The sequence below is a fragment of the Vibrio sp. vnigr-6D03 genome, assembly GCF_002835515.1.
Classification (GTDB): Bacteria; Pseudomonadota; Gammaproteobacteria; order Enterobacterales; family Vibrionaceae; genus Vibrio; species Vibrio penaeicida.
Genome location: NZ_PIZL01000012.1, coordinates 412,521 through 434,222, shown reverse-complemented (window position 1 = coordinate 434,222; position 21,702 = coordinate 412,521). Strand labels below are relative to the sequence as shown.

Sequence of the window (21,702 nt, the reverse complement as noted above, 5' to 3'; positions counted from 1 at the left end):
AACCGTTATGGCACATCAAGTCACTTGTTTTTCAGATGCATACTCAGCATGGGAAAATTGGAATCTAACTGGCTATGAACAGCGTAGCGCCGCAATTACCTCTTTCACTAAGGCACTTAGTCAAAAGGAATCTGCGACCAGTGCGGTATGTTCGTATCACCTAGAGAAAAGCGAAGTATTACTGGCTAAAACCCATTTGATGCCAGGGCCTACGGGTGAAACAAACGAGCTTTACACTGCTGGCAGAGGCGTTTGTTTGTTGCTCCAAGATGAATCGTCCGACACTGGGCGACAGGCTGTTACGGCGCAGTTAATCTGTGCTTTATTAGCGGGTAATGCCGTTATTTTGAGTTCGGATGATGCCGTATTCACGCAGGCCATTGAGCAAGCGATATCGAGTACTTCATTACCCGCTCATGTTTTACAGGTTATTCCGCGAGAATCCGCTCAGGAAATTCTAGAGTGCGATGTTCGCGCTTTAGGTTTTGTTGGTTCTCCAGAACAAGAAATTCTTCTTAACCGAAGTTTATCCAATCGAAACGGTGCCATCGTTTCGTTTATTAGTGAAACGGATCTTGTCGGTCTTCCGACAGCATTAGATCCATTCCTTGCTTTGCGCTTCGTGACTGAGCGAACGCGCACCATCAATATAACGGCAGTCGGTGGAAACGCGACCTTGCTTGAGCTCGGGAGCGACGGCCACTAGCCAATTCATGCCCGCTTCTCCCTTAATTGTGAATTCAATTAGGGGGGAAGCTACATGGAATAAAAATAATAAAACGAGGAGTTTTATATGATCGAGAATAGCTTTGCTATTACCGGTACCTTTATTGCGTATCTTATTTTGATGCTTGCAATTGGTGTTATTGCTTATAAGCGTACTTCAAATTCAAGTGACTACTTTTTGGGTGGTCGTTCACTAGGACCTTGGCCAGCTGCGCTTTCTGCAGGTGCGTCAGATATGAGTGGATGGTTGCTTCTTGGTCTACCAGGTTATGCCTATGCTGCAGGTATTGAAGCATTTTGGCTTGCTGGTGGTCTGCTAATAGGAACATGGGCAAACTGGCTTATTAACGCCAAGCGTCTGCGTACCTACAGCATCACAACCGATGCGTTAACGTTACCTGAATTCTTATCGCGTCGATTCCAAGATAATTCGAAATTGATTCAGACAATCTCTGCTTTCTTTATCCTTTTGTTCTTCCTTTTTTATACCAGCTCAGGCTTGGTTGCAGGCGGCAAGTTGTTTGAAACGGTATTCGGATTGGATTACACCACAGCGGTTATAATCGGCACTATTTGTGTTGTTTCTTATACCTTGTTTGGTGGATTCTTAGCGGTTTCTTGGACGGATTTAGTTCAAGGTTTGCTAATGGCTGCTGCGCTTCTGATTGTGCCTATTGCCGCAATGGATGGAGGGCTTGGTCAGCTGACTGAAGATCTGAAAAACATTAACCCTGAGCTTCTGACTTTGTGGAATGACTCTAAAGGTGAACCACTGACTGCCATCGCCATTATTTCTTTGGCTGCATGGGGTCTGGGTTACTTTGGTCAGCCGCATATTTTGGCTCGTTTCAAAGCATCAAGAAGCAACAAAGATCTTGTCACGGCGCGACGCATTGCTGTTATTTGGTCGGCACTATCAATGGTTGGCGCCATGTTAGTGGGCTTGGTTGGTTTGGTTTACCTCAATGGACAAGGCAATGATTTGGCGGATGGTGAGAAAATCTTCATGCTGCTTGTTAATGCTATTTTCCATCCAGTGATAGCCGGTATTCTTTTGGCTGCCATTCTAGCGGCGATAATGAGTACAGCGGATTCGCAGTTACTTGTATCTTCATCAGCTCTAGCTGAAGACTTCTACAAGCAGGTATTTAATAACGAAGCATCACCTGAGCAAGTTGTTACTGTTGGTCGAATTGCGGTTGTCTTGCTATCACTTGTTGCTTTGTTCCTTGCGATGAACCCAGACAGTTCTGTTCTTGGGCTAGTTTCTTACGCGTGGGCTGGCTTTGGTGCTGCGTTTGGACCTGCAATCGTATTGAGTCTTTTCTGGGTTGGTATGAATCGCAACGGTGCTCTTGCGGGTATCTTGGTCGGTGGTATCACGATTGTGGTATGGAAGCAGCTTTCAGGCGGTTGGTTTGACGTGTACGAAATTGTACCAGGGATCATATTATCAACGATCTCTATTGTTGCAGTCAGCATTGCAACAGGCGAACCTTCTGATGAAGTGAAAGCGCAACATGCCAAGTTTGAAAAGCAATTGCAGGAACTTGACTAAGAGCGACAGTTCTTAGGAACAGATTTTTTCTTGTAAAGAGCAAAACGCCCTCGTTCATCCGAGGGCGTTTTTTTATTGAGTTTTATTGAATGGACTAGAATTTTTTAGCTTTTAATTGTCGTTGTCTTAATTAGCTATAAATAAAGTACTAGATATCGTATTTTCCTGAAACAAAACATTTTTATTATGACACTAAGCACAAGAATAGTGTTCGTTGAGTGTTAAGTTCTGAAAATATGTTATGTCCACCACAAATATTAATTTCAGAATTAATAATAGCGAACAGGTTTGTTCTAATTAGGTCTAATTAGTTCAAAAGTGCTAAAAGGAAACCAGTAATGCCTAAGGTATATTGTGAAGCGTGTGAGAAGAAGACCCACCATAAAGCCATTATGTGCAAAACCACACCGCAATGTACAACGCTGTTGGAAAAGGCTAATCAAATGATGTTCCAAATTTTTAGTGGTGATAATGACCACAAAATGGAGCAAAGGCTTTACTGCCGTGTATGCAATCAAGAATACTGCAGCCCGGTAAATACGGAAATAAAAGAAACCAGCATTGCTTAGATTCGCTGGGTTTTCATTGTCGTCTGCTTGTTTAGTTAATCAATGAACAAGTTAGGCTTCAATGGGCTCTAACGTTTTTTTAGCACTGTTGTGAAAGGTGCAAATCTTATCTCTTCCACTTCTTTTTGCATCGTAGAGGGCGTCATCTGCTCTTGATATAAGTTCATCAAGACTCATCGTCAGGTTCCATTCTACGACACCAAACGAGCACGTAACTTTAAAGGTATGATCGTCTTCAGAATAAAAGGGTTGATGGTTGATTCTTTCTCGTAACCTTGAAGCAAAAGAGGCCGCGCCACGCAAATCGGTGTCAGGTAACAGAATAATAAACTCTTCGCCACCGAAGCGAGCACACACGTCACAACTTCTCGCCACATTTTTTATCGTATCGGCAACGCCCACGATCACCTTATCACCCGTGTTGTGTCCATGTTTATCATTGATTGCTTTGAATAGGTCAATATCGAGAATCACCAAGCTATAAGGTATTTGTGTTCTACGAGCGATGTTTGTGGCTTTTTCCATCAAGCTAGCAAACATTCTTCGATTGTATAGACTAGTGAGAGGATCGACCGAGGCGAGGTGACGGAGCTGTTCTTCGACTTTTTTTCTGCTGGCCATTTCTTGCTTTAAGCGTCGCATTAGAAGCATCAGAATGGTGCATACACCAGTAAGTGAAATGAGTACCAGTGATAACCAGAACACCTTTTTCTGAGCGTCAGCAATTTGTTCTTTTTCAGCGTGATACACCAATCCATCCAAGTGGTAGAGATCATCGACCAAATTCTCTTGAATCAATATAGCGGCCATTTTTTCAATTCGGCTTTCATTGATGTAGCCAATATCCACTAGATCGGAACGCACGAGATTGGAAATGGCGAGTGCTTCGTAGCGTAATTCGTCGAGTGTCTTTTCGTTGTTGTATTTGCTTTGAATTATCTGAATGATTTCTTCGGGGTTATCGAGTGCGTATCGCCATCCTCGAAGTGTCGCTTCCCGGAATTGGTCCACCAATTGTGGATTTTGCTGGATGAGTGAGTCGCGTGTAAAAATAAAGTCACTATAAAAATCGACGCCATAAGCTCCAGGGTTGAGAATATTGAAGCGGATGTTTTGTTTTTTAAGCAGATAGGGTTCATTGGGTAAATAGGCATTAAAGGCATCGACTTTACCGTCAATGAGGTCTTGTACATCAAACGAGGATTTTTGAATCCTAATGGTAGAAACATCCGTACCTACAGACGTTAACATTGATAGATAGGAAGGGTACATCTGACCATTTAAGGTCATGATTCGTTTACCTTCCAAATCTTTGGGGGTTCTTATGCCCGAAGACTCAAGAGTCAGTAATACAGATGGCGAATATTGAAAAGTCGCGGCAATAGCAACTAGCGGTTTTCCTTTTAAACGCTGAAGAACAAGTTCACCATTCCCTACGCCAAAATCCAATTTACCGGAAAGTACTTCTTCAGTGACATTCAATGTCGGTGAGCCTTCAACCAAATTAATGTGAAGCCCTTTTTCTGCGTAGTAGCCCTGATCGATTGCTGCGTAATACCCAGCAAACTGAAATTGGTGAACCCAACGTAAACCCACGTTAATGGTTTGCGGTGAGGCGGCTATTTCCTTTGAGCTGAGTGAGCACACGGCAGCGGTAAGGTAAGCGAAAAAATGATACGTAGTACGGCTCATTAAGAAAGGTATTGTGATCTTAATTCAAAAGTTAGCTGATTGTAATCGGTTGTGACAATACGAACCATAGTGACTATGCAACTCTGCCTGTTAAATTCAGCGATTCCTTAAATACAGATCAAACTTTGAGAAGGTAGTCACACTTGCGAGTAGAGTATGTGAGATTTATAAAACGTTTAAGTGAATTTCAATTCTTTTGAGGATTCAATACGTTAAATGTTTTCTGGAAAAATACGCTCAAAGGCTGGTTTTACGCTGTTAATCTACCGTTATTAGAGGTGTTTCATTCTCACTATGCAATCGAGATTTCGCAATTTGCAAATCAATTTCATTGAAAAAATCAAAAACGATAGTTTTTTATCCAAAATCACTCGATTTTATACTGAAAAAAGTTGGCATCAGTTTTGCTTTATTAACTGTGACCCTTTTAAAGCCGAGGGTCACCTAGCCAACTGACGTTGTTAGTGAATATTATTTGTTCACACTATCTATCAGCCAATCGCACAGTTTTGCGGTTGGCTTTTTTTTATCCTTTTCTCTTTAAATCCCACTTTTATACCCAAGTAACCTCAAGATACTTGGGTATAGTAATAAAAACGTCAAAAAGTGATACCGTATAGTGATTTTGGTTCCACCAAGTGAATTCCACTTGGATGTGGTTAAAAACTCAGTGATACTTACTGTTAATGGATTGTAATTATTGCTAGGAAGTTGTTATGCCTCACTCGTCATTGGATAAAATTGATCTCGAAATACTGCGTATTCTTCATCTTAAGGGGCGTATCTCCATGGTGGAGCTTGCTAAACAAGTGCACCTTACAACCTCCCCATGTTCAGACCGAGTAAAAAGACTGGAAAAAGAAGGGTACATAAAAGGGTATCACGCGGAGCTATGTCCTGAGCGATTAGGGCTAGATGTCCAAGTTTTCATTCATATTCGCTTGGATCAAACGAGCTTTTCTATCTTCGAAAAATTTGCGAAAGCAGTAGAGTTAATGCCAGAAATTGAGGAGTGTTACTCCCTTTCCGGTGATTTTGACACCATGATCAAGGTGCGTGTTAAAGATATGAAAGCGTATCAAGACTTCATGTCGACTAAATTGGGCACGCTTCCAGGAGTAATCCAAACGCGCAGTGAAGTGGTGATTGAAGAGCATAAAACGGGATTCGGAGTGAACCCGGATTTGATTACCATGCTTTAGGGGATTCGTACCTTAAGAGTGATAATTAGAGTCATTGACCCTAATTATCACTTATAAACTCTATCAGACAGCACGAACCATAGAAGTGCGTTTAGTTATACGCTAAGAAAAGCCGAAACCACACCAATGAGACCACCAAAAACACCTCCCCAGACGACTAGCCAGCCTAGGTGATTTTTGATCATATCTTGAACCATGCTTTTTACCAGCTGAGGTGTTAGCTCATTCAAACGTTGGTCAATGATGTTTTCGATATTATTCTGAATTTCATCGATCATACCAGGCTGCTCTAACTGCGTTTTTAATGCTGCCTTAACGGCATCACTTTGGCTTATTTGAACAACAGATTGCTGCATTTTTTCGACAAAAGGTTGTTTTAGAGGCTGCAATGCATCGGTTCCACCGAACATCGCAAGCATGCCACCAAACTGAGAATTGGCGATAACCTCTACCAAAGACTCAAAAGTTGGCTCGAAGTCGATGGACTCGATGACAGGCTGAAGATCCAACGACTGACCTCCAGACATTTCGTTGCTCAAGAAGCGATCAATGTTTTCATTGGTAAAGAATTCCGCCATCATCAAGTTCTTAATGGCAGACTTAAATTCCTCGAATCTTGCAGGAATGACACCTGACCCATAGAGACCAGGGACTTTTTCAAACAACATATGTACGGCCAACCAATTGGTTATTGCACCTGAAAAAGCAAATACACCTGCATACAGTGCAATTTGATTGTCCAATTGGTATCCGACTGCCAGCAGACCAAGCGCTAGCAAATTAGTGACAACACTTTTATTCATCATTACTCTTGTCTTATGAAAAATTTTCGCGATTCTAGCAACATCATAATGTGACTTGAATACCTAAATAACCTCTTTGTATTCATCTTTTTCAAACTCACCAGTACACCCTAAACAAGTTTTGTGGTCAGCTCAATTAGAAAAACCGCCTTAAATTCAATCAGAACGCATACTCATTCAACTATCACTAGGAATTTGACGAATAATTTTTAGCGATCTCAATCACAGAAAACTTGCCTTACAGCACTACGCATGATAATTATTATCATTTCTATTTGTGTGAGTTAAACAGGATTGGTTTGCTCACAATACACTGGATAAAGGCTTCGGTACTGTAGCGATACATGCCAAAGGACCTGCAGAGCTAATAGCTGCAAGCAATCAAGGAAATGATCGAATGAATCAGGAATCTCGCTCGCTGTATGATCGCGAGCATGAACACTCAAGCTGTGGGGTGGGTTTCATCACGGATAAAACGGGGGAGCAGACTCATCAGCTTCTTGCCCTTGCCCATGAAGCTTTATGCACTATTCCACATCGTGGCGGTATGAATGCCGAGGGTATTGGTGATGGTGCCGGTGTTAACATCGACTTATCCGTGAACTTTTACCGCTTTCTGTTAAACGAACCAACGCTTGAAAAAGACGAATTTGGTGTCGCAAACTTTTTTTTCCCATTCGACTCTGCGCAATTTGAGTCGGCTAAATCACTTATTCTAGAGACGCTTTACAAGTATTCATTGAAGGTTGAATTGTGGCGCGAAGTGCCCGTTAACCCTGAAGCAGTCAATGAAGCGTCGCAAAAAGTTCAGCAAGCCATTCAACAGGTGGTTTTTTTACGAGGCGATAATCAGCCAGACGCACAATCGTTTGAAGACCAGATTAACGCTGCGCTTTCAGAACTTGAATCGATCGGTTTTACCGATTCTGAATTTGAAGGGTTTTACCCACTTTCAATGAGTTCGCGCACTCAGGTGTACAAAGGGCGCTTAAACTCAGGTGAAGTCGTGCCTTATTTTGCGGATCTTACGCACCCAGAGCATCACGTTACCACTTTGTTTTTCCATACCCGTTTTTCGACGAATACCGCACCCGCCACCATGATGGCGCAGCCGTTTCGTCGTATGGCGCATAATGGTGAACTTAATACCGATAAGAAAAACCGCCTAAGCGAAGATGCGATAGCGCGTCAGCAGCACAAAAAAGTGATTTTCCCGAAAGGACAATCGGACTCAGCCCGCCTTGACCAAACGTTGGCTAGACGCGTTGTTGAAGATCGCATGGACATCGTAACAGCGGTGTTGGCGATGATGCCGCCTGCTTGGGAAAACGACGAATCGATTTCGCAAGAAGTACGAGACATGCTGGAATACTTCAGTTTGTCCGAAGAAAAAAATGATGGACCTGCCGCACTGATTTTCTCCGATGGAGAGAAAGTGGGTGCGCGTCTAGACCGATTGGGTCTGCGTCCGCTTCGTAGTGTTGAAACCAACCGCTATCTCGCGGTGATGAGTGAATCTGGTCAAATTGATTTTCCACCAGAAGATGTGATTCGTTATGGGCGTATTCAAGCTGGTGGCATGATTTACTTCGATCACTCCACTGGCAATAGCTACGAAACCAAAGAAATTTTAGAAACGCTCGCGAAAGAGCGTAATTATTCGGCATTGTTAGAGTCGGCAAGAATCACGCTGAACGATATTGAACCCGTATCCCTTGACGCGGTTAAAGAAAACAATAATTTCAGTACCTACAGCCGCCACGTTGCTTATTCATTAAACCAAGAGAGCTTCAAATTCTTCCTCGATCCTATGATCGAAAATGGAGCGGAGAAAATCTCTGCCATGGGCTTTGGCTTGGCGCCAAACGTTTTGACCGATGAAGAAGGCGGCATGTCCAAATACTTCAGTCAGCGTTTTGCTCAGGTAACCAACCCGCCTTTGGATTCGCTGCGTGAATCGGACGGTATGACCTTGCGCGTTGCCTTAGGCGCTAAGCCAGGTTTCAGCCCTCAAGATACCGTTCAGCTTGTTTTGCAATCACCCGTGTTGCAGCCACAACAGCTGGAGCAAATTCTTGAACAAGATCGTATAGAGGTCGCAACGTTCGATACGCTGTACACTCCGACACTGAATAGCCGCGAAGACAACGCCAAGCGAGTAGAAGAAGCGATTAACGCGCTTTGTGACCAAATTGAAGAAGCGGCTCGTCGTCGCTGCGGTATTGTTTTGCTCAGCGATAAGAACATCAGCAAAGACAAAGCCGCTCTGCCTGCCATTTTAATGGCTGCCGCGGCTAACCAAAGGTTGATCAAACAAGGTCTGAGATTCGACACCAGTATTGTTTACCTCACAGGGCAGGCGGCAAGTAGCCACGATATAGCCTGCCTTCTTGGGTTTGGCTCATCGGCTGTTTGCCCTATTTCTGTGTTCTATCGTGCTCAAACGTTATCGACCAATCAAACGGTTGAAGCGGGTCTTAAGCATTTCCAAAAAGCAGTCGAAAAATCACTCATGAAGACCATGGGTAAGTTTGGTCTGTGTACTGCTGAAAGTTACATCGGTGGCGAGTTTTTCGAATCAAACTTCTTAGATTCCGATTCCGATTGTTTGAAGCATTATTTCCCGAACATCAGCTCGCCTGTGGGTGGGGCAAGGTTTGAAGATCTGGCTTGGAGTTCTGCTAAGTGGCACTTTAAAGCGCTTGCCATCAATGAAGAGAATCAGATTCCACTTCTTGGTTTGTTTAAAGAGCGACAAGATGGCGCGGGTCACAGCTTTGGTAACACAGCGGTTCGCGAATACATCAACATGACTCAAGAGCCTGTCAGTTACGCCGATCAAGCCGAACTGGCAATGGACAAGACCAATCAATTTGCCAGTGAAGACATTGCGTACAAAGACAAAGGTTACGAAAAACGCAGCCCAGAACAGATTGACGAATTTGACATTACGCCGTCTTATCAAGCGTTCATCGACAACCTGTATCAGGAACGTAGCGCTCGACCTGCGGCTCTTCGCGATATCTTGCTGCTGCCACTGGATTTCTCCAAAGCCAACACCGTAGAAGCATTTTCGCATCTTCTCGACCGTTTCCATTTGGATGGCAACGTCAATTATTTGTGGGGCGGCATTTCTATTGAGAGTGTATCGCGCCAAGACCGTGCGTTTACTTTCCGTTTGGACAACACCGATAACCTCTCTACGTTTGCAGAAGCGATGCAAACCTGTTGGGCAGATCACGTTGAACAGTTGTTCCTTCACCAAGACAAAGTGGATGTGGTTCTCGCACCTAAATACGCAGAGTTCATTGGGAAGATTCAAAAAGCAAAATCCCCTATAGCATTGGACGACGTCGAGCCTGCACATCTCATTACGCCTACATTTGCATCGGGCGCGATGAGTCACGGTGCGCTTAACTCCAATGCTCACATGGCTGTTGCGCAAGGCACCAATATAGCGGGTGCTATGAGTAACTCCGGTGAAGGCGGTGAACACTCAAGCCGTTTCAACAGCATCAAGTCGAGCAAGATCAAGCAGTTTGCATCGGGTCGATTTGGTGTTTGGGTAGGTTACCTTGCCGATCCACAGCTTGAAGAGATTGAAATCAAAATCGCGCAAGGTGCGAAACCTGGCGAAGGTGGTCAGCTACCATCACCAAAGGTCACCGTAGAAATTGCGGCGGCGCGTGGTGGTACACCGGGTGTGGAATTGGTGAGCCCACCACCACACCATGATACTTATTCGATTGAAGATCTTGGTCAGCTTATTCACGATGCAAAAGCAGCGCGTGTTCGCGTTATCGTTAAGTTGGTGTCATCCGAAGGTATCGGTACGATCGCGGTGGGTGTTGCGAAAGCGGGTGCGGATGTCATCAACGTCGCAGGTAACACTGGTGGTACAGGTGCCGCCGCAGTAACCAGTTTGAAAAATACAGGTCGTGCGGCAGAAATCGGCATTGCAGAAGTGCATCAGTCGCTCAGCGAGAACGGCTTGCGAGACAAAGTGACGCTTCGTTGTTCCAACGCACACCAAACGGGTACGGATGTCATCAAGTCTGCGATTATGGGCGGTGACTCGTTCGAATTCGGTACAACGGCGCTGATGATGCTTAAATGCGTTATGGCGAAGAACTGTAACATCAAGTGCCCAGCGGGTCTGACAACGAACCCAGAGCTCTATCAGGGCGATCCACGAGCGCTAGCGCAGTATTTCCTAAACGTTGCGCATGAAGTTCGCGAGATTCTGGCAAGCTTGGGCTATAGCAGCCTGCGTGATATCCGCGGTAAGACAGAACTTCTGCATCTTGCGAATCACCACAGCATTGTTGGTCGATTGGATGTGACAGGGCTTCTTCGCGAAGTGGAGCACGTTAGAGTGCCTCGCCCTGTTTACTTGGAAGCAGACTTCACGCCAGATGACGCATACATCGAAAAACTGCTCAGTGAGTACTTCAATTCAGAGCTTCTGAACATTGAATTAGCAGGAACAAAACTCAACAACCGCAACAAATCGACGGGTGGTCAGCTTTCAATCGATATTGAACGTGCGTTGAACTATGAAAATGTTGGAGAAAAGCACCCAGCCGTGTTCACAGCTGGCAATGGTCGTCGTTACCTTGATGCTGAATCCATTGTGGTCCGCACCCACGGTAGCGCAGGTCAGAGCTACGGTGCGTTCAATAACTCCGGTTTGGTGATGGAACATGTCGGCACATGTAATGATGGTGTCGGTAAGGGTTCCAGTGGTGGTCATATCGTGGTTCGCTCTCCGGGCGGAAACGATATGTCGGCAGGCAATAATGTGCTTATCGGTAACTTTGCCTTGTTTGGTGCAACAGGTGGTCAAGCCTTTATTCAAGGCGAAGCGGGCGACCGATTTGCCGTGCGTAACTCCGGGGCGATTGCTGTTGTAGAAGGCGTTGGTGATTTTTGTTGTGAATACATGACAAATGGTTCCGTTATTAACCTTGGCGAATACGGTAAAGGTTTTGGTAACGGTATGTCTGGTGGTCTTGCTTATCAATACGATGTTGATGGTGCGTTTGCGCAGCGTTGCAGCAAAGATTCCGTCTTAGCCTTGCCGCTCATCGAGCACGATGAAGGCTACGAAGAAGCATTGAAATGGCACTTAGAGCAGCACGTTCGATTTACTCAATCTGAAAAAGCGCAAGCCATTTTGGACGACTGGGCGACAAGCCGAACGTTGTTCACGTTGGTGCTTCCACTTGCATTAACGCAGAGTCAGCATCCTGAGAGCATTCTTGAGACCAATTCACGTAAGAAAATGCTGGAAGAATTGATCCAAGGAGAGGCGAATCGCTTAATTGAGCAAGTGCATTTTGCTTATGAAGGAAATGAAGCCTTGTCACGTGGTTTCAGCCCACAGTATGGCGATATGGATACGCCATTGATTTGTGATTTATTGACGCAAAGCGGTGTGCTTCACCGAGCGCATCAATTGGTAAAAGGTCAGTTTGAAGGTGAAGTAGAGCAGTCTCGTGCAGTGAAACGCTTATTCGAGCTTCGTGACAAAAAACTGTTGGATGCGTTGCTGAAAGATATCAAGGAAGCCATATCGAACTATCGCGATGACGAATTGGCTGTATTACTGGCGGCTAAACGAGTGCAAGACTACAAAACGTCTTTGGCACGTCGTGACGTCTGGGATACTCATTCGCGTGGTACTTCAGTCTGGATATTGGCGCGAGAGAAAGACATAAGCAAACAAATGGTTGAGATCGAAGCGGTGTCATTACGCACAGCGACGCTTTACTGCCACGTTTTTGCCGATGTAATTCGAGACGATATTGAAGAACAAAAAGCTCAGCAAGTTATAGAAGCCCAAACTGCCTAGGGAAGGCACCGATTTCAAAGTAGGAAGAAAAATGAAAGTACCTTATTTGCCTCAAGACATTCCGTTTAACGACGATCAGAAGACCTGGTTGGCGGGCTTCTTTTCTGGATTGCACTCACGCCTGCTGGTTAAAGAAGAGTCCGTGGTACACGCGGAATCCAAGCCTCAGGTTAAAGCACTGACGATTCTTTATGGTTCTCAAACTGGTAACGCAGAAGCCGTTGCTTACGATACGGCAGAAAAAGCCAAAGAATATGGCATGACAGCCACGGTATACGATATGGATGACGTCGATGCACAAATCTTCGTTAAATCTTCTCGTATCCTGATTGTAACCAGTACCTATGGTGAGGGTGAAATGCCCGATAATGCTGAGTCACTCTGGCAAACCATGTCTGATGAACATGCGCCTAAATTGGACGGCACCTTCTTCTCAATATTGGCGCTGGGCGACACCAGTTACGATGAGTTCTGCCTCGCAGGTAAACTTTGGGATGAGCGCCTTGAAGAACTTGGCGCAACGCGTGTTACGGCTCGTGTTGATTGCGACATCGATTTTGAACAACCTGCTGAAGAGTGGATGATTGCCACTCTGCCGGGTATCGCAGACAAAGGTGATGACGGTGAAGCCACCGTTGCTCAAGGGGGCAGCGCCCCAAAGGCTAAGTCGAAGTACAGCCGTAAACAACCACTGCAAGCAACGCTGAAACACAAGCGTGTGCTGAACAAAGAAGGTTCTAGCAAAGAAATCGTACATTACGAAATCTCGTTGGAAGGGAGCGGTGAGTTCTATAAGGCTGGTGACGCCCTAAATGTAATCTCTCAAAACCAGCCTGAACTGGTTCAAGCGTTCCTAGAGCATTTCCAGTTTAGTGGAGATGAAAAACCGTCGTGGAATGGCGACAACTTCAGTTTACGTGAAATCTTTACCTCGCATTTGGATATTCGAACTCCGTCGAAAGAGTTTGTTAAAGCCTTGGCTGAAAGTGCCAGCGACCATAAATTGATCGCTTTAATCGGAAACGAAGACAGCAAAGGCTTGAACGACTTCCTTTGGGGGAAAGACATTCTTGATTTGTTGCGCCAATATCCAAGCGTGACGTTATCGCTGGCAGAAATTTTATCGCTGCTTAAGCCTATTGCACCACGCGCTTACTCCATTTCATCGAGCTTGAACAAGCACGCAGATGAAGTGCACCTAACCATTGGTAGTGTGCGATATCAAAATGGCGAGCGTGACTACAACGGCACATGTTCAACATGGTTAGCAGACTTGGTGGAAGAGGGGGATGTAGTGCCTTGCTACTTTGCTCCTAACAAGAACTTCGCTGTACCTGAAGACGACAAAGCGCCAATGATCATGGTGGGTCCAGGAACGGGTATCGCGCCTTTCCGAGCTTTCCTTGAAGAGCGTGAGGTTCAAGCTTCTCCAGGCGACAACTGGCTGATCTTTGGTGATAGAAACGGTTCAACAGACTTTATCTATCAAGAAGAGCTAGAGGCACTTCAAAGTAAGGGAGTACTCACTAAACTAGATCTGGCATTCTCGCGTGACCAAGCAGAAAAAATCTATGTGCAGGATAAAATGCGTGAAAGTGGCGCTGACTTGTATGAGTGGCTAGAACGCGGTGGTTACTTCTTCGTGTGTGGCGACGCTTACTACATGGCAAAAGATGTAGATAAAGCGCTGCACGAAGTCATAGAAGTTCACGGCAACAAGTCCAAAGAAGAAGCTGAAGCTTACGTTAACCAGCTTAAAAAGCAGAAACGCTACGTGCGCGACGTGTATTAAGCTTTTCTAAGCTTAAATGTCATTCAAAGCCATGGTTCGCCATGGCTTTTTTATTCCTCTGACTTTTCTTTGTGTCCCATTATTCCTAAATGAAATTTTAAAAATAGTTTAAAGATCTAAAAAATATTGAAGGTTTTATTTTAAAGGTGTATTTTAAATGCATCTTTAAATAAAAAGGTAAAGCTCATGTCAGATTTCAAATTAACGCATCGTTCTACGAGCAAATTTTCTGAACGTGTTGCGTATCGTATTACGCAATTTCTAAAATTTACCCTCAATATTTTCTACGGGAAGAAATACGCGAAACGAGCAGTGATCTTAGAAACCATCGCCGCAGTACCTGGCATGGTTGCTGGTATGTTTAACCATATGAAAGCCCTAAGGCGTATGAAAGATGATGAAGGCTGGATCCGAGAATTGCTGGATGAAGCCGAAAATGAGCGCATGCACCTGATGATTTTTTTGGATATTGCGAAACCCAGTTGGGTTGAACGAGCGTTAGTGCTGCTTGGTCAGGGCACCTTCATTGTTGTTTACAGCTTGATTTACTTGCTTTCATCTAAGATTGCGCATCGAGTGGTCGGGTATTTTGAGGAAGAAGCGTGTAAAAGTTATACCGAGTATCTGGGTAAAATTGACGATGGTGAAGTCGAGAATGTGCCAGCACCGAAAATCGCTATTGATTACTACCAATTACCTAGCGACGCGATGCTACGAGACGTGATTTTGCAGATTCGTAATGATGAAGCCAAACACCGCGATCGCAACCATTCATTCGCTGACGCTTACGAAAAACAAGATTTACCAGCACACCAGAATTAATATCGACAACTCGCCAGCTTGCTCTTTTAAAGCTGGCGACAGCCTTGGTTTCTAACCTTTTACCCTGAGTCGTATTAGTCCTTTGAAGACTATACTGTGAGCAAAGGAATCTTCGCTGATCAACTTTCTGTTTATATGTGTTCGCAACAATCTATCATTTGCTATCTGTGACACCCACGACCGGAATGGTTGACCATGCACGTGGATTGAGGAGCTCGCAGCCATCTTCTGTGATGACTATGTTTTCTTCATGAACCATCACTTGTCCGTTACCATAAGTCATTCCTGGCTCCAGTGTGATAATCATTCCTGGTTCCAAAACCACGTTTCCATTTGGAATGAGCGATGGCCATTCAGTGAGCTGCATCCCTAAGCCGTGTCCCATTCGCCCGACATCGTTCCCAATCGCCCCCGCTTTTTTGAGCACCGACCACATTATTTGCCATAAATCACCGGTTGTACATCCGGGAGAGGCGAGTTTGAGACCGGCTTCCGTAGCGCGATATACGGCATCATAAGCGTGTTGAGTTTCTGGCGTGACACCGCCCAACGCATAATTCCGGTCAAAGTCGCTAAAGTAGCCATCAAAGTTTGCACCGGTATCGATGATCAACACATCTCCGTGAGTGAGTATCCTATCCGATGGCCCCATAATGATGTTGTTGTATCCACCTTGCCCTGAAGCAGAAATAAGGTATGGGCAGGTGTCTGCGCCAAGTTTAAGCATTTCGAGGTACATGAGTTTGCATGCTTCCCGCTCTGTCATACCCAGCGATAAGTGCTCTTTAAGATACTCAAACCCAGCAGCAGTAGCTTGACAGGCAAAGCGAACCTTTTCAATTTCTGCCGCGGATTTAATGTTGCGTAATTCTCTTATCATTGAAGAAACATCAACAACATCATGGCTGGAAAGATAATTTATCAGGGTTTCATAATTGGCGATGGGCATACGAAGATGTGTTTCTTCACCTAACATGGCACCTATGCGAGAAAAATTTTTGCTGTATGAGGACAGTGTGTCAGCGAGTAGCGTGATGCCATCATCCTCAGGTCTGGGGGATGACCAGCTTCGCACATCCTCTATCCAGGTTTCTGTAAACCCTGCGACACCAATTTGCGGCACAACAGCGATGGGCTTTCCTTCTAACGGTATAACCAGAAACCACGGTCTTGTTGGGCTCTCCCAGAATTGGGATTTAAAACCGCTGAAGTAACGAAATTCCGGTTCTGTTGTGAAAAAAACCACATCGATCTTTTGTCGACGCATTTTTCGCTGCAAATTCTCAGTTCTGCGTTCAAACTCTTCTATTTCAAAGCCTCTTTTGGGAGGAGTCATTGGTGTCTTTGTCATCAGGGTTCCTAGTTTTTACTGGAAAAGAAAATCTCTTGGAAACAGTGCGATCTCTGGGAAAAATATCAGAAGTGCTGACATCAATAACAAGATCAAAAAGAACGGCAGAGTGCCACGTATTACCTGAAGGTATGGTTTTTCAAATATAGCAATGGCGGTAAAAATATCGCATCCAAATGGGGGGGTAGCCGAGCCAATCGCCATTTGCAGCGTCACCATCACCCCAACCAATATAGGGTCGATGCCAGCTGCATCGACGATTGGGCTAAATATTGGCGTCAGGATTAAAAGCACTACCAGCGAATCAACAAACATGCAGCCAACGAAAAAGGCTAAAGCAATAACAAACAAGATGTATTCCGGTGAGGCGTTGTCTAGATTGAGTGGAGACAGCAATTCTTGCGGGATCTGTTCGAATGATATGTACCATGAAAAAGATTGACCAATGCCGACAAGGACAAAGACAACTGCTGTTATGAGCCCTGTGCTTAATGCAGCATCACATATGTCTTTAACATTGAGCTTTCGGTAGCAAATGCATTCCACCAAAATTGCGTAGAGAACGGCAAATGAAGCCGCTTCGGTTGGGGTGACAATACCAGAGTAAATACCACCAATGATCAAAGCAGGAAAACCTAAAGGTAATAGGGCTTGTTTGATCGCTTCGATTTTTTCCAAGGTTGTTGCTTTGTCGACTAACGTGATGGTTTTGCTGTGTTTTATGCTGTAAAGGTAACTGTAGAGAGAAAACAAAGTAGCGAGCACAATTCCAGGACCGATACCCGCGATAAACAGTTCTCCGACACTGGCGTTTGCAAGCGTGCCATACAGAATCAGACCAATGCTAGGCGGAATCAAAAAGGCGATGTCACTGGCATTGATAATGAGCGCCATCACAAAGCTGTCTTTGTACCCAGCCTGCAACAGTTTAGGGCGCATAATTTGCCCAACCGAAACGACGGTGGCTTGTGTAGAGCCTGAAACTGACCCAAATAGCGTGCAGCTTATGCAGGTAGTAATGGGGAGCCCACCGCGTAAGTGACCAAAAAAAGCCTGTATCAGCCCCAGTAAGTTATGGGCAGTATGCCCACGGGTCATGATATCGGCGGCCAAAATAAACATTGGAACAGCGATCAGTGCATTGGGTGAAATCCCCGTAACCATTTGTTGAATGATGACGTCGGGTTCAACCAAAGAAAAATGCAAAAGACCAATAAGAGCACCGATAGACAAAGGAACTATCATTGGGAAGCTTAGAAACAAAAGGATGACCATCACAAGTACCAACGTGATGGTGATGACATAGATATCCGGTTCTCCCGATATGATGTCGGAAACTAACTGTGTCAATTCATTCATTGTGTTTCACCCGCCGCTTTGTTTTTGTTTTCAATTACATCGTAAGAAACGTAAATCTCCGGGTGTAATAGGTTCATGATAAAACTCATCGCGTATTGCAGACCTGCAATGGCAAACCCGATAGGGATAATGGCATAGACCCAATACACAGGGATTTGCAGTGATGGACTCAAGCGGTTGATTTGTTTGAGCTCTATGACGTAGAAAAACGCCAAGTAAGCAAGGTAAAACATCAGAAAAGAAGTGATAAGGGCGATGAACATCGTCATACGTTTCTGTGCTTTTGTACTGAGAGAATCGTATATAGCGGTCATTCGAATGTTTCTACCTTTACGTACGGCATAAGCAAAACCCACGAAGGTGACGACAACAATCAAGAATTGGTTGAGTTCTTCTGAAAAGAAAAGGCTTTTGCTGAAGGCATAGCGCCCGATGGCGTTTGCGGTAGAGTTGATCATAATGGCGAGAATCGCGAACATGATCAGGTATCGTTCCAGTTTTTCCGTTAATTCACTTAGAGTGGAAAGCAGCTTTTTCATAGTAAACATTTCGCAGTCAAGAGCGTTGTACTTCTCATCCCAACGCCGCCATTGAGTTCAGTGGTTTAAGCTGACGATAAGCATCAGACAAAATTCAACAAGGGCGGCGCTGCGATCTCGGTTTGAAACTTATTGAGTCACGGTGGCGACTTCGACCTCTTTTAATAAGCTTTTAAGAATCTTCTCTGCTCCCGCACGTGCGACGGCTTTTTCTGATGCTGGGTAGGCATTTTCCACTACGTCGTAGAAGGTACTGTAGAGGTGTAGGCTAAGTGCTTTAAAACGTTTGCGCTCTTCATCATTTAAAACAACAACTTGAATGTCTGGACGTTCCTTGAGGATTTTGTCCATGTTCTCTTTGTTGATCTTAATTTGATAGTCATAGGCAGCTTTATCCGCAGCCTTGATCGCTTTATCAACCATGGCTTTCTTTTGCGCTGACAGCTTGTTGTACCATTTACTGTTTGTTGAAACGGTACTGACATAAGGCTGTTGGCCTGGGAACATCAAGTAGTCTTGCACTTCGTGCCATTTGGCGTTGTAAATGAAATAAATGGGGTTAACCATCCCATCAATGGTTTTCAGTTGAAGTGAACCATAAACTTCACCCCAAGAAAGTGGAGTCGGGGTGGCACCAAAGGTTTTATACGTTTCAACCGGAATGGTTGATGTGAATGTGCGTATTTTCTGATCGGCAAAATCTTCTGGTGTGCGAATTGGCTTATTGCTCCCCCAAACCATTTCACCTTCAGACATCATAGACAGCAGCTTCAAATTTACGTTTTCAAATTTCTCCGCTAACTCATTGTAAATAGTTGAACTTTGAGTCAGTACCTTATGCGTGACTTTCTCGTTAGTACCCAAAACATAAGGCAAACTGACGGCTTGCACTTCGGGTACATAAGACCCCAAATGACCCGCACCCACCGAAACAAATTGAATGGTGCCTTTTGCCGCTAGCTCGACAATGTCATTTTCTGTACCCAGTTGACCGTAGTAATAAATACGAACCCTAATATCGCCATCGGATTCTTTTTTTATAACCTCTGCAAATTTTTGCGCGTATATATCTTGGACATCCGTTTTGTCTTCTTCTGATGCAAACTTCCAAGTTTCGGCATGAACACCAAATATCATGCCTAAACTCAATAGCGCCACGCTTAGTCGTTTCATCTTGTTCTTCCTTGTTTGTCTTAATCCTAAATCCACTCGCTCATTTTCAGAGCTTTAGGGAAATCACTTGGGTATGTCTTTTTGCTTCGAACAGGAGTTTTCTTCTGCTTATTTACTTTTTGATTAATCCGTTACTCCTAATGGGTTATCTAATCTTTATGATTACTTTGCGCGTAGTCGGTTACACACTAGTTGGACCCAGTAGCTTGTCCCGTAAGGCAATATCCGGTCATTGAAGTCGTATTTTGGGTTGTGTAATGCACAACCGCCTACAGAGTCGACACCATTTCCGAGCAGCACATAGCAACCGGGCTTAACGCGCAGCATGCTTGAAAAATCTTCTGAAATGGTCAGTGGCTCACAGTTAGCTTCAACGTTTGATTTGCCGAGTATTTGCTGCGCGGCAAGTACCGAGTATTCCGTTTGTTCCGCGCTGTTCACCGTCGGATAGAAAGTATTGATGAACTCGCATTGGTATGTCGCGCCAGCCGCACCACAAATTCCCTTCACTATTCGTTCCATACTCGTTTCAATTTGAATCAAGGTGGATTCGGTGAAACAGCGGCAGTCGCCTTTAATCTGAACTTCATTTGGGATGACATTGACAGTACCGTCGGTGATGAACTCGGTGACAGAGATAACGGCTGTGTCACTAATGGCGTTAAGGTTACGTGAAACAATGGTTTGCAGCCCCAAAACAACTTGGGCTCCGACAACGATAGGATCCACCCCCTGATGAGGTAATGCGGCATGGCCACCTATGCCTTTTATGGTGATATGAAAGCAACTTTCGCTGGCCATTAACGAACCAGAACGCACCATTAGCTTGCCTTCTGCTAACCCTGGGAAATTGTGAATGCCATACACTTCGTCAATAGAAAATCGCTCAAATAATCCATCATCTATCATTGCCTGCGCACCACATCCGTGTTCTTCGTCGGGCTGAAAGATAAAATAAACGGTGCCATCAAAATTAGGATTCTCAGCTAAATAGACAGCTGCACCAAGCAACATAGCGGAGTGCCCATCATGACCGCAGGCGTGCATTTTTCCTGGGTGCTGGGAACAATGGTCAAAAGTGTTTTGCTCGTGAATGTGCAGTGCATCCATATCCGCTCTCAAGCCAATACTTGCGCTGCTGGTGCCATGCTTCAAGATTCCTACTAGTCCGCTTTTCCCGATATTCATGACGACTTCAATGCCAAAACTCTGAAGTTTGTCGGCAATGAATTGTGCCGTGCTGTCTACTTCGAAACCGCATTCAGGGAAACGGTGCATGTGTTTCCGCCATTCCTCCATATTGCGAATCAACTGTTCGGATAATGGATGGTTCACCGAGTTAAATAATGAATTCATTACAAAGCTCCAAAGTGTGTAATTGGATAAAAAAGCTGTGGTTCATGTATTTCTTCCCAAATGCTCAGACAGCAGCACACCAAACCCAGATAGCGAGTTGGGGTAGTGCATTAAGGTCAAAGAGTGCCATGCCAAAGCTTGATTGCTGGTTACGACGGGTTTACCCAGTTCTTGTTCAATTTGCTCTATAACGCCGCTAGCGCGCAGTGCAGTACACGAAATAAACAGTAACTCGGCATCTGAGTGGCACGTACTTAAGGCTGCTTGAGCAATATCTTTAGGGGAGATAAAGGTCATTTGTGTGTCATCGTCAAAGCCAAATCCAGCCACGTTCAATACATCAAAACCGTTTTCAGAATAATGGGTTGCTATGGCGTGGTTCACGGATTCTGTGTAAGGAGTCAGTATCGAAATACGTGTTGCTCTTAGAGTCTGGATTGCTTTTATGGATGCGCTAAGAGGGTTGGTGACCAACGTGTTTGGACGAGTGCTGTGAATCAATTCCGTTACTTTTTGCTCTCCGATGGCTACGGTTCCAGAAGTGCACGCGTAGATAACTACATCGAGAGCGGTCCCCGGCAGTATGGAATCCGCCGCTGCACTAATACCCGGTGCCATTTTCTGCAAGTTGTCGATGGTGAGTGGGTTGACGTTTCTTACTCGGCTTGTAAAGGGCTGAACATCGCTTGGGTAAATCTTGCGAAGATCACTTTCAATATTGAAATCCGTACCGAGAGCAATCACCCCTATCTTGCCAGATGGAGCAAGGTTATCTAAAGGGAGTGTGGGGGCAATAGTATCCACTAGCATGCGTTACGTCCTTGTTAGTATCGTTTTCTTTACATTTCCTTCACAAGTTCAATAATGCCTTTCGCGTATCGATGAAATTCCTTCAAAATTGGTCTG

Annotated in this window: 15 protein-coding genes; 7 read left to right on the top strand and 8 right to left on the bottom strand. The window is 44.7% G+C overall.

What is annotated here, in order from left to right; genetic code table 11:
- Positions 1–7: 7 nt before the first annotated feature.
- The 3 genes from CW749_RS09890 (at position 8) to CW749_RS09880 (ending at position 2,853) form a co-directional block, all read left to right on the top strand.
- Complete coding sequence (locus tag CW749_RS09890) at positions 8–706, top strand: 1-pyrroline-5-carboxylate dehydrogenase (protein WP_101111860.1); 699 nt, start codon at positions 8–10, stop codon at positions 704–706.
- Positions 707–796: 90 nt separating this feature from the next.
- A complete protein-coding gene (putP, locus tag CW749_RS09885) occupies positions 797–2,284 on the top strand; it encodes a sodium/proline symporter PutP (protein ID WP_101112000.1) in 1,488 nt (495 codons plus the stop codon).
- A 338-nt stretch (positions 2,285–2,622) separates the two neighbouring features.
- On the top strand, positions 2,623–2,853 hold the full coding sequence (locus CW749_RS09880) for a hypothetical protein (RefSeq protein WP_101111859.1): 231 nt from the start codon (positions 2,623–2,625) through the stop codon (positions 2,851–2,853).
- A gap of 51 nt (positions 2,854–2,904) precedes the next feature.
- On the opposite strand, the gene CW749_RS09875 is transcribed toward CW749_RS09880, so the two are convergent.
- Positions 2,905–4,545, bottom strand: a complete 1,641-nt coding sequence (locus CW749_RS09875; protein ID WP_101111858.1) for a GGDEF domain-containing protein — start codon at positions 4,543–4,545, stop codon at positions 2,905–2,907.
- A 716-nt stretch (positions 4,546–5,261) separates the two neighbouring features.
- Here CW749_RS09875 and CW749_RS09870 point away from each other — a divergent pair.
- The gene (locus tag CW749_RS09870; protein ID WP_101111857.1) at positions 5,262–5,747 is read left to right on the top strand and encodes an Lrp/AsnC ligand binding domain-containing protein; all 486 of its coding nucleotides are present in this window, start codon (positions 5,262–5,264) and stop codon (positions 5,745–5,747) included.
- Positions 5,748–5,842: 95 nt separating this feature from the next.
- On the opposite strand, the gene CW749_RS09865 is transcribed toward CW749_RS09870, so the two are convergent.
- Positions 5,843–6,550: a DUF445 domain-containing protein gene (locus CW749_RS09865; RefSeq protein WP_101111856.1), complete on the bottom strand. Its 708-nt coding sequence runs from the start codon at positions 6,548–6,550 to the stop codon at positions 5,843–5,845.
- Between the two features lie 397 nt (positions 6,551–6,947).
- Between CW749_RS09865 and CW749_RS09860 the strand changes: the two genes are divergently transcribed.
- The 3 genes from CW749_RS09860 (at position 6,948) to CW749_RS09850 (ending at position 15,018) form a co-directional block, all read left to right on the top strand.
- Complete coding sequence (locus tag CW749_RS09860) at positions 6,948–12,404, top strand: glutamate synthase-related protein (protein ID WP_101111855.1); 5,457 nt, start codon at positions 6,948–6,950, stop codon at positions 12,402–12,404.
- A 31-nt stretch (positions 12,405–12,435) separates the two neighbouring features.
- Positions 12,436–14,196: a sulfite reductase flavoprotein subunit alpha gene (locus CW749_RS09855; protein ID WP_101111854.1), complete on the top strand. Its 1,761-nt coding sequence runs from the start codon at positions 12,436–12,438 to the stop codon at positions 14,194–14,196.
- Positions 14,197–14,382: 186 nt separating this feature from the next.
- Entirely contained in the window at positions 14,383–15,018 is a 636-nt protein-coding gene (locus tag CW749_RS09850; RefSeq protein WP_101111853.1) for an alternative oxidase, read from the top strand.
- 154 nt (positions 15,019–15,172) lie between these two features.
- Here CW749_RS09850 and CW749_RS09845 read toward each other — a convergent pair whose 3' ends face one another.
- From CW749_RS09845 to CW749_RS09820, 6 genes are all read right to left on the bottom strand, one after another.
- Positions 15,173–16,369, bottom strand: coding sequence for a Xaa-Pro peptidase family protein (locus CW749_RS09845; protein ID WP_101111852.1), 1,197 nt, complete (start codon positions 16,367–16,369; stop codon positions 15,173–15,175).
- Positions 16,370–16,384: 15 nt separating this feature from the next.
- Complete coding sequence (locus CW749_RS09840) at positions 16,385–17,728, bottom strand: TRAP transporter large permease (protein ID WP_101111851.1); 1,344 nt, start codon at positions 17,726–17,728, stop codon at positions 16,385–16,387.
- Positions 17,725–18,267, bottom strand: a complete 543-nt coding sequence (locus CW749_RS09835) for a TRAP transporter small permease (protein WP_101111850.1) — start codon at positions 18,265–18,267, stop codon at positions 17,725–17,727. Before CW749_RS09835 ends, CW749_RS09840 begins: the two co-directional genes overlap by 4 nt.
- A 129-nt stretch (positions 18,268–18,396) precedes the next feature.
- Positions 18,397–19,440: a TRAP transporter substrate-binding protein DctP gene (dctP, locus tag CW749_RS09830; RefSeq protein WP_101111849.1), complete on the bottom strand. Its 1,044-nt coding sequence runs from the start codon at positions 19,438–19,440 to the stop codon at positions 18,397–18,399.
- Positions 19,441–19,602: 162 nt separating this feature from the next.
- Entirely contained in the window at positions 19,603–20,796 is a 1,194-nt protein-coding gene (locus tag CW749_RS09825; RefSeq protein WP_101111848.1) for a M20 aminoacylase family protein, read from the bottom strand.
- Between the two features lie 42 nt (positions 20,797–20,838).
- Entirely contained in the window at positions 20,839–21,606 is a 768-nt protein-coding gene (locus CW749_RS09820) for an Asp/Glu racemase (protein WP_101111847.1), read from the bottom strand.
- Between the last annotated feature and the right edge of the window lie 96 nt (positions 21,607–21,702).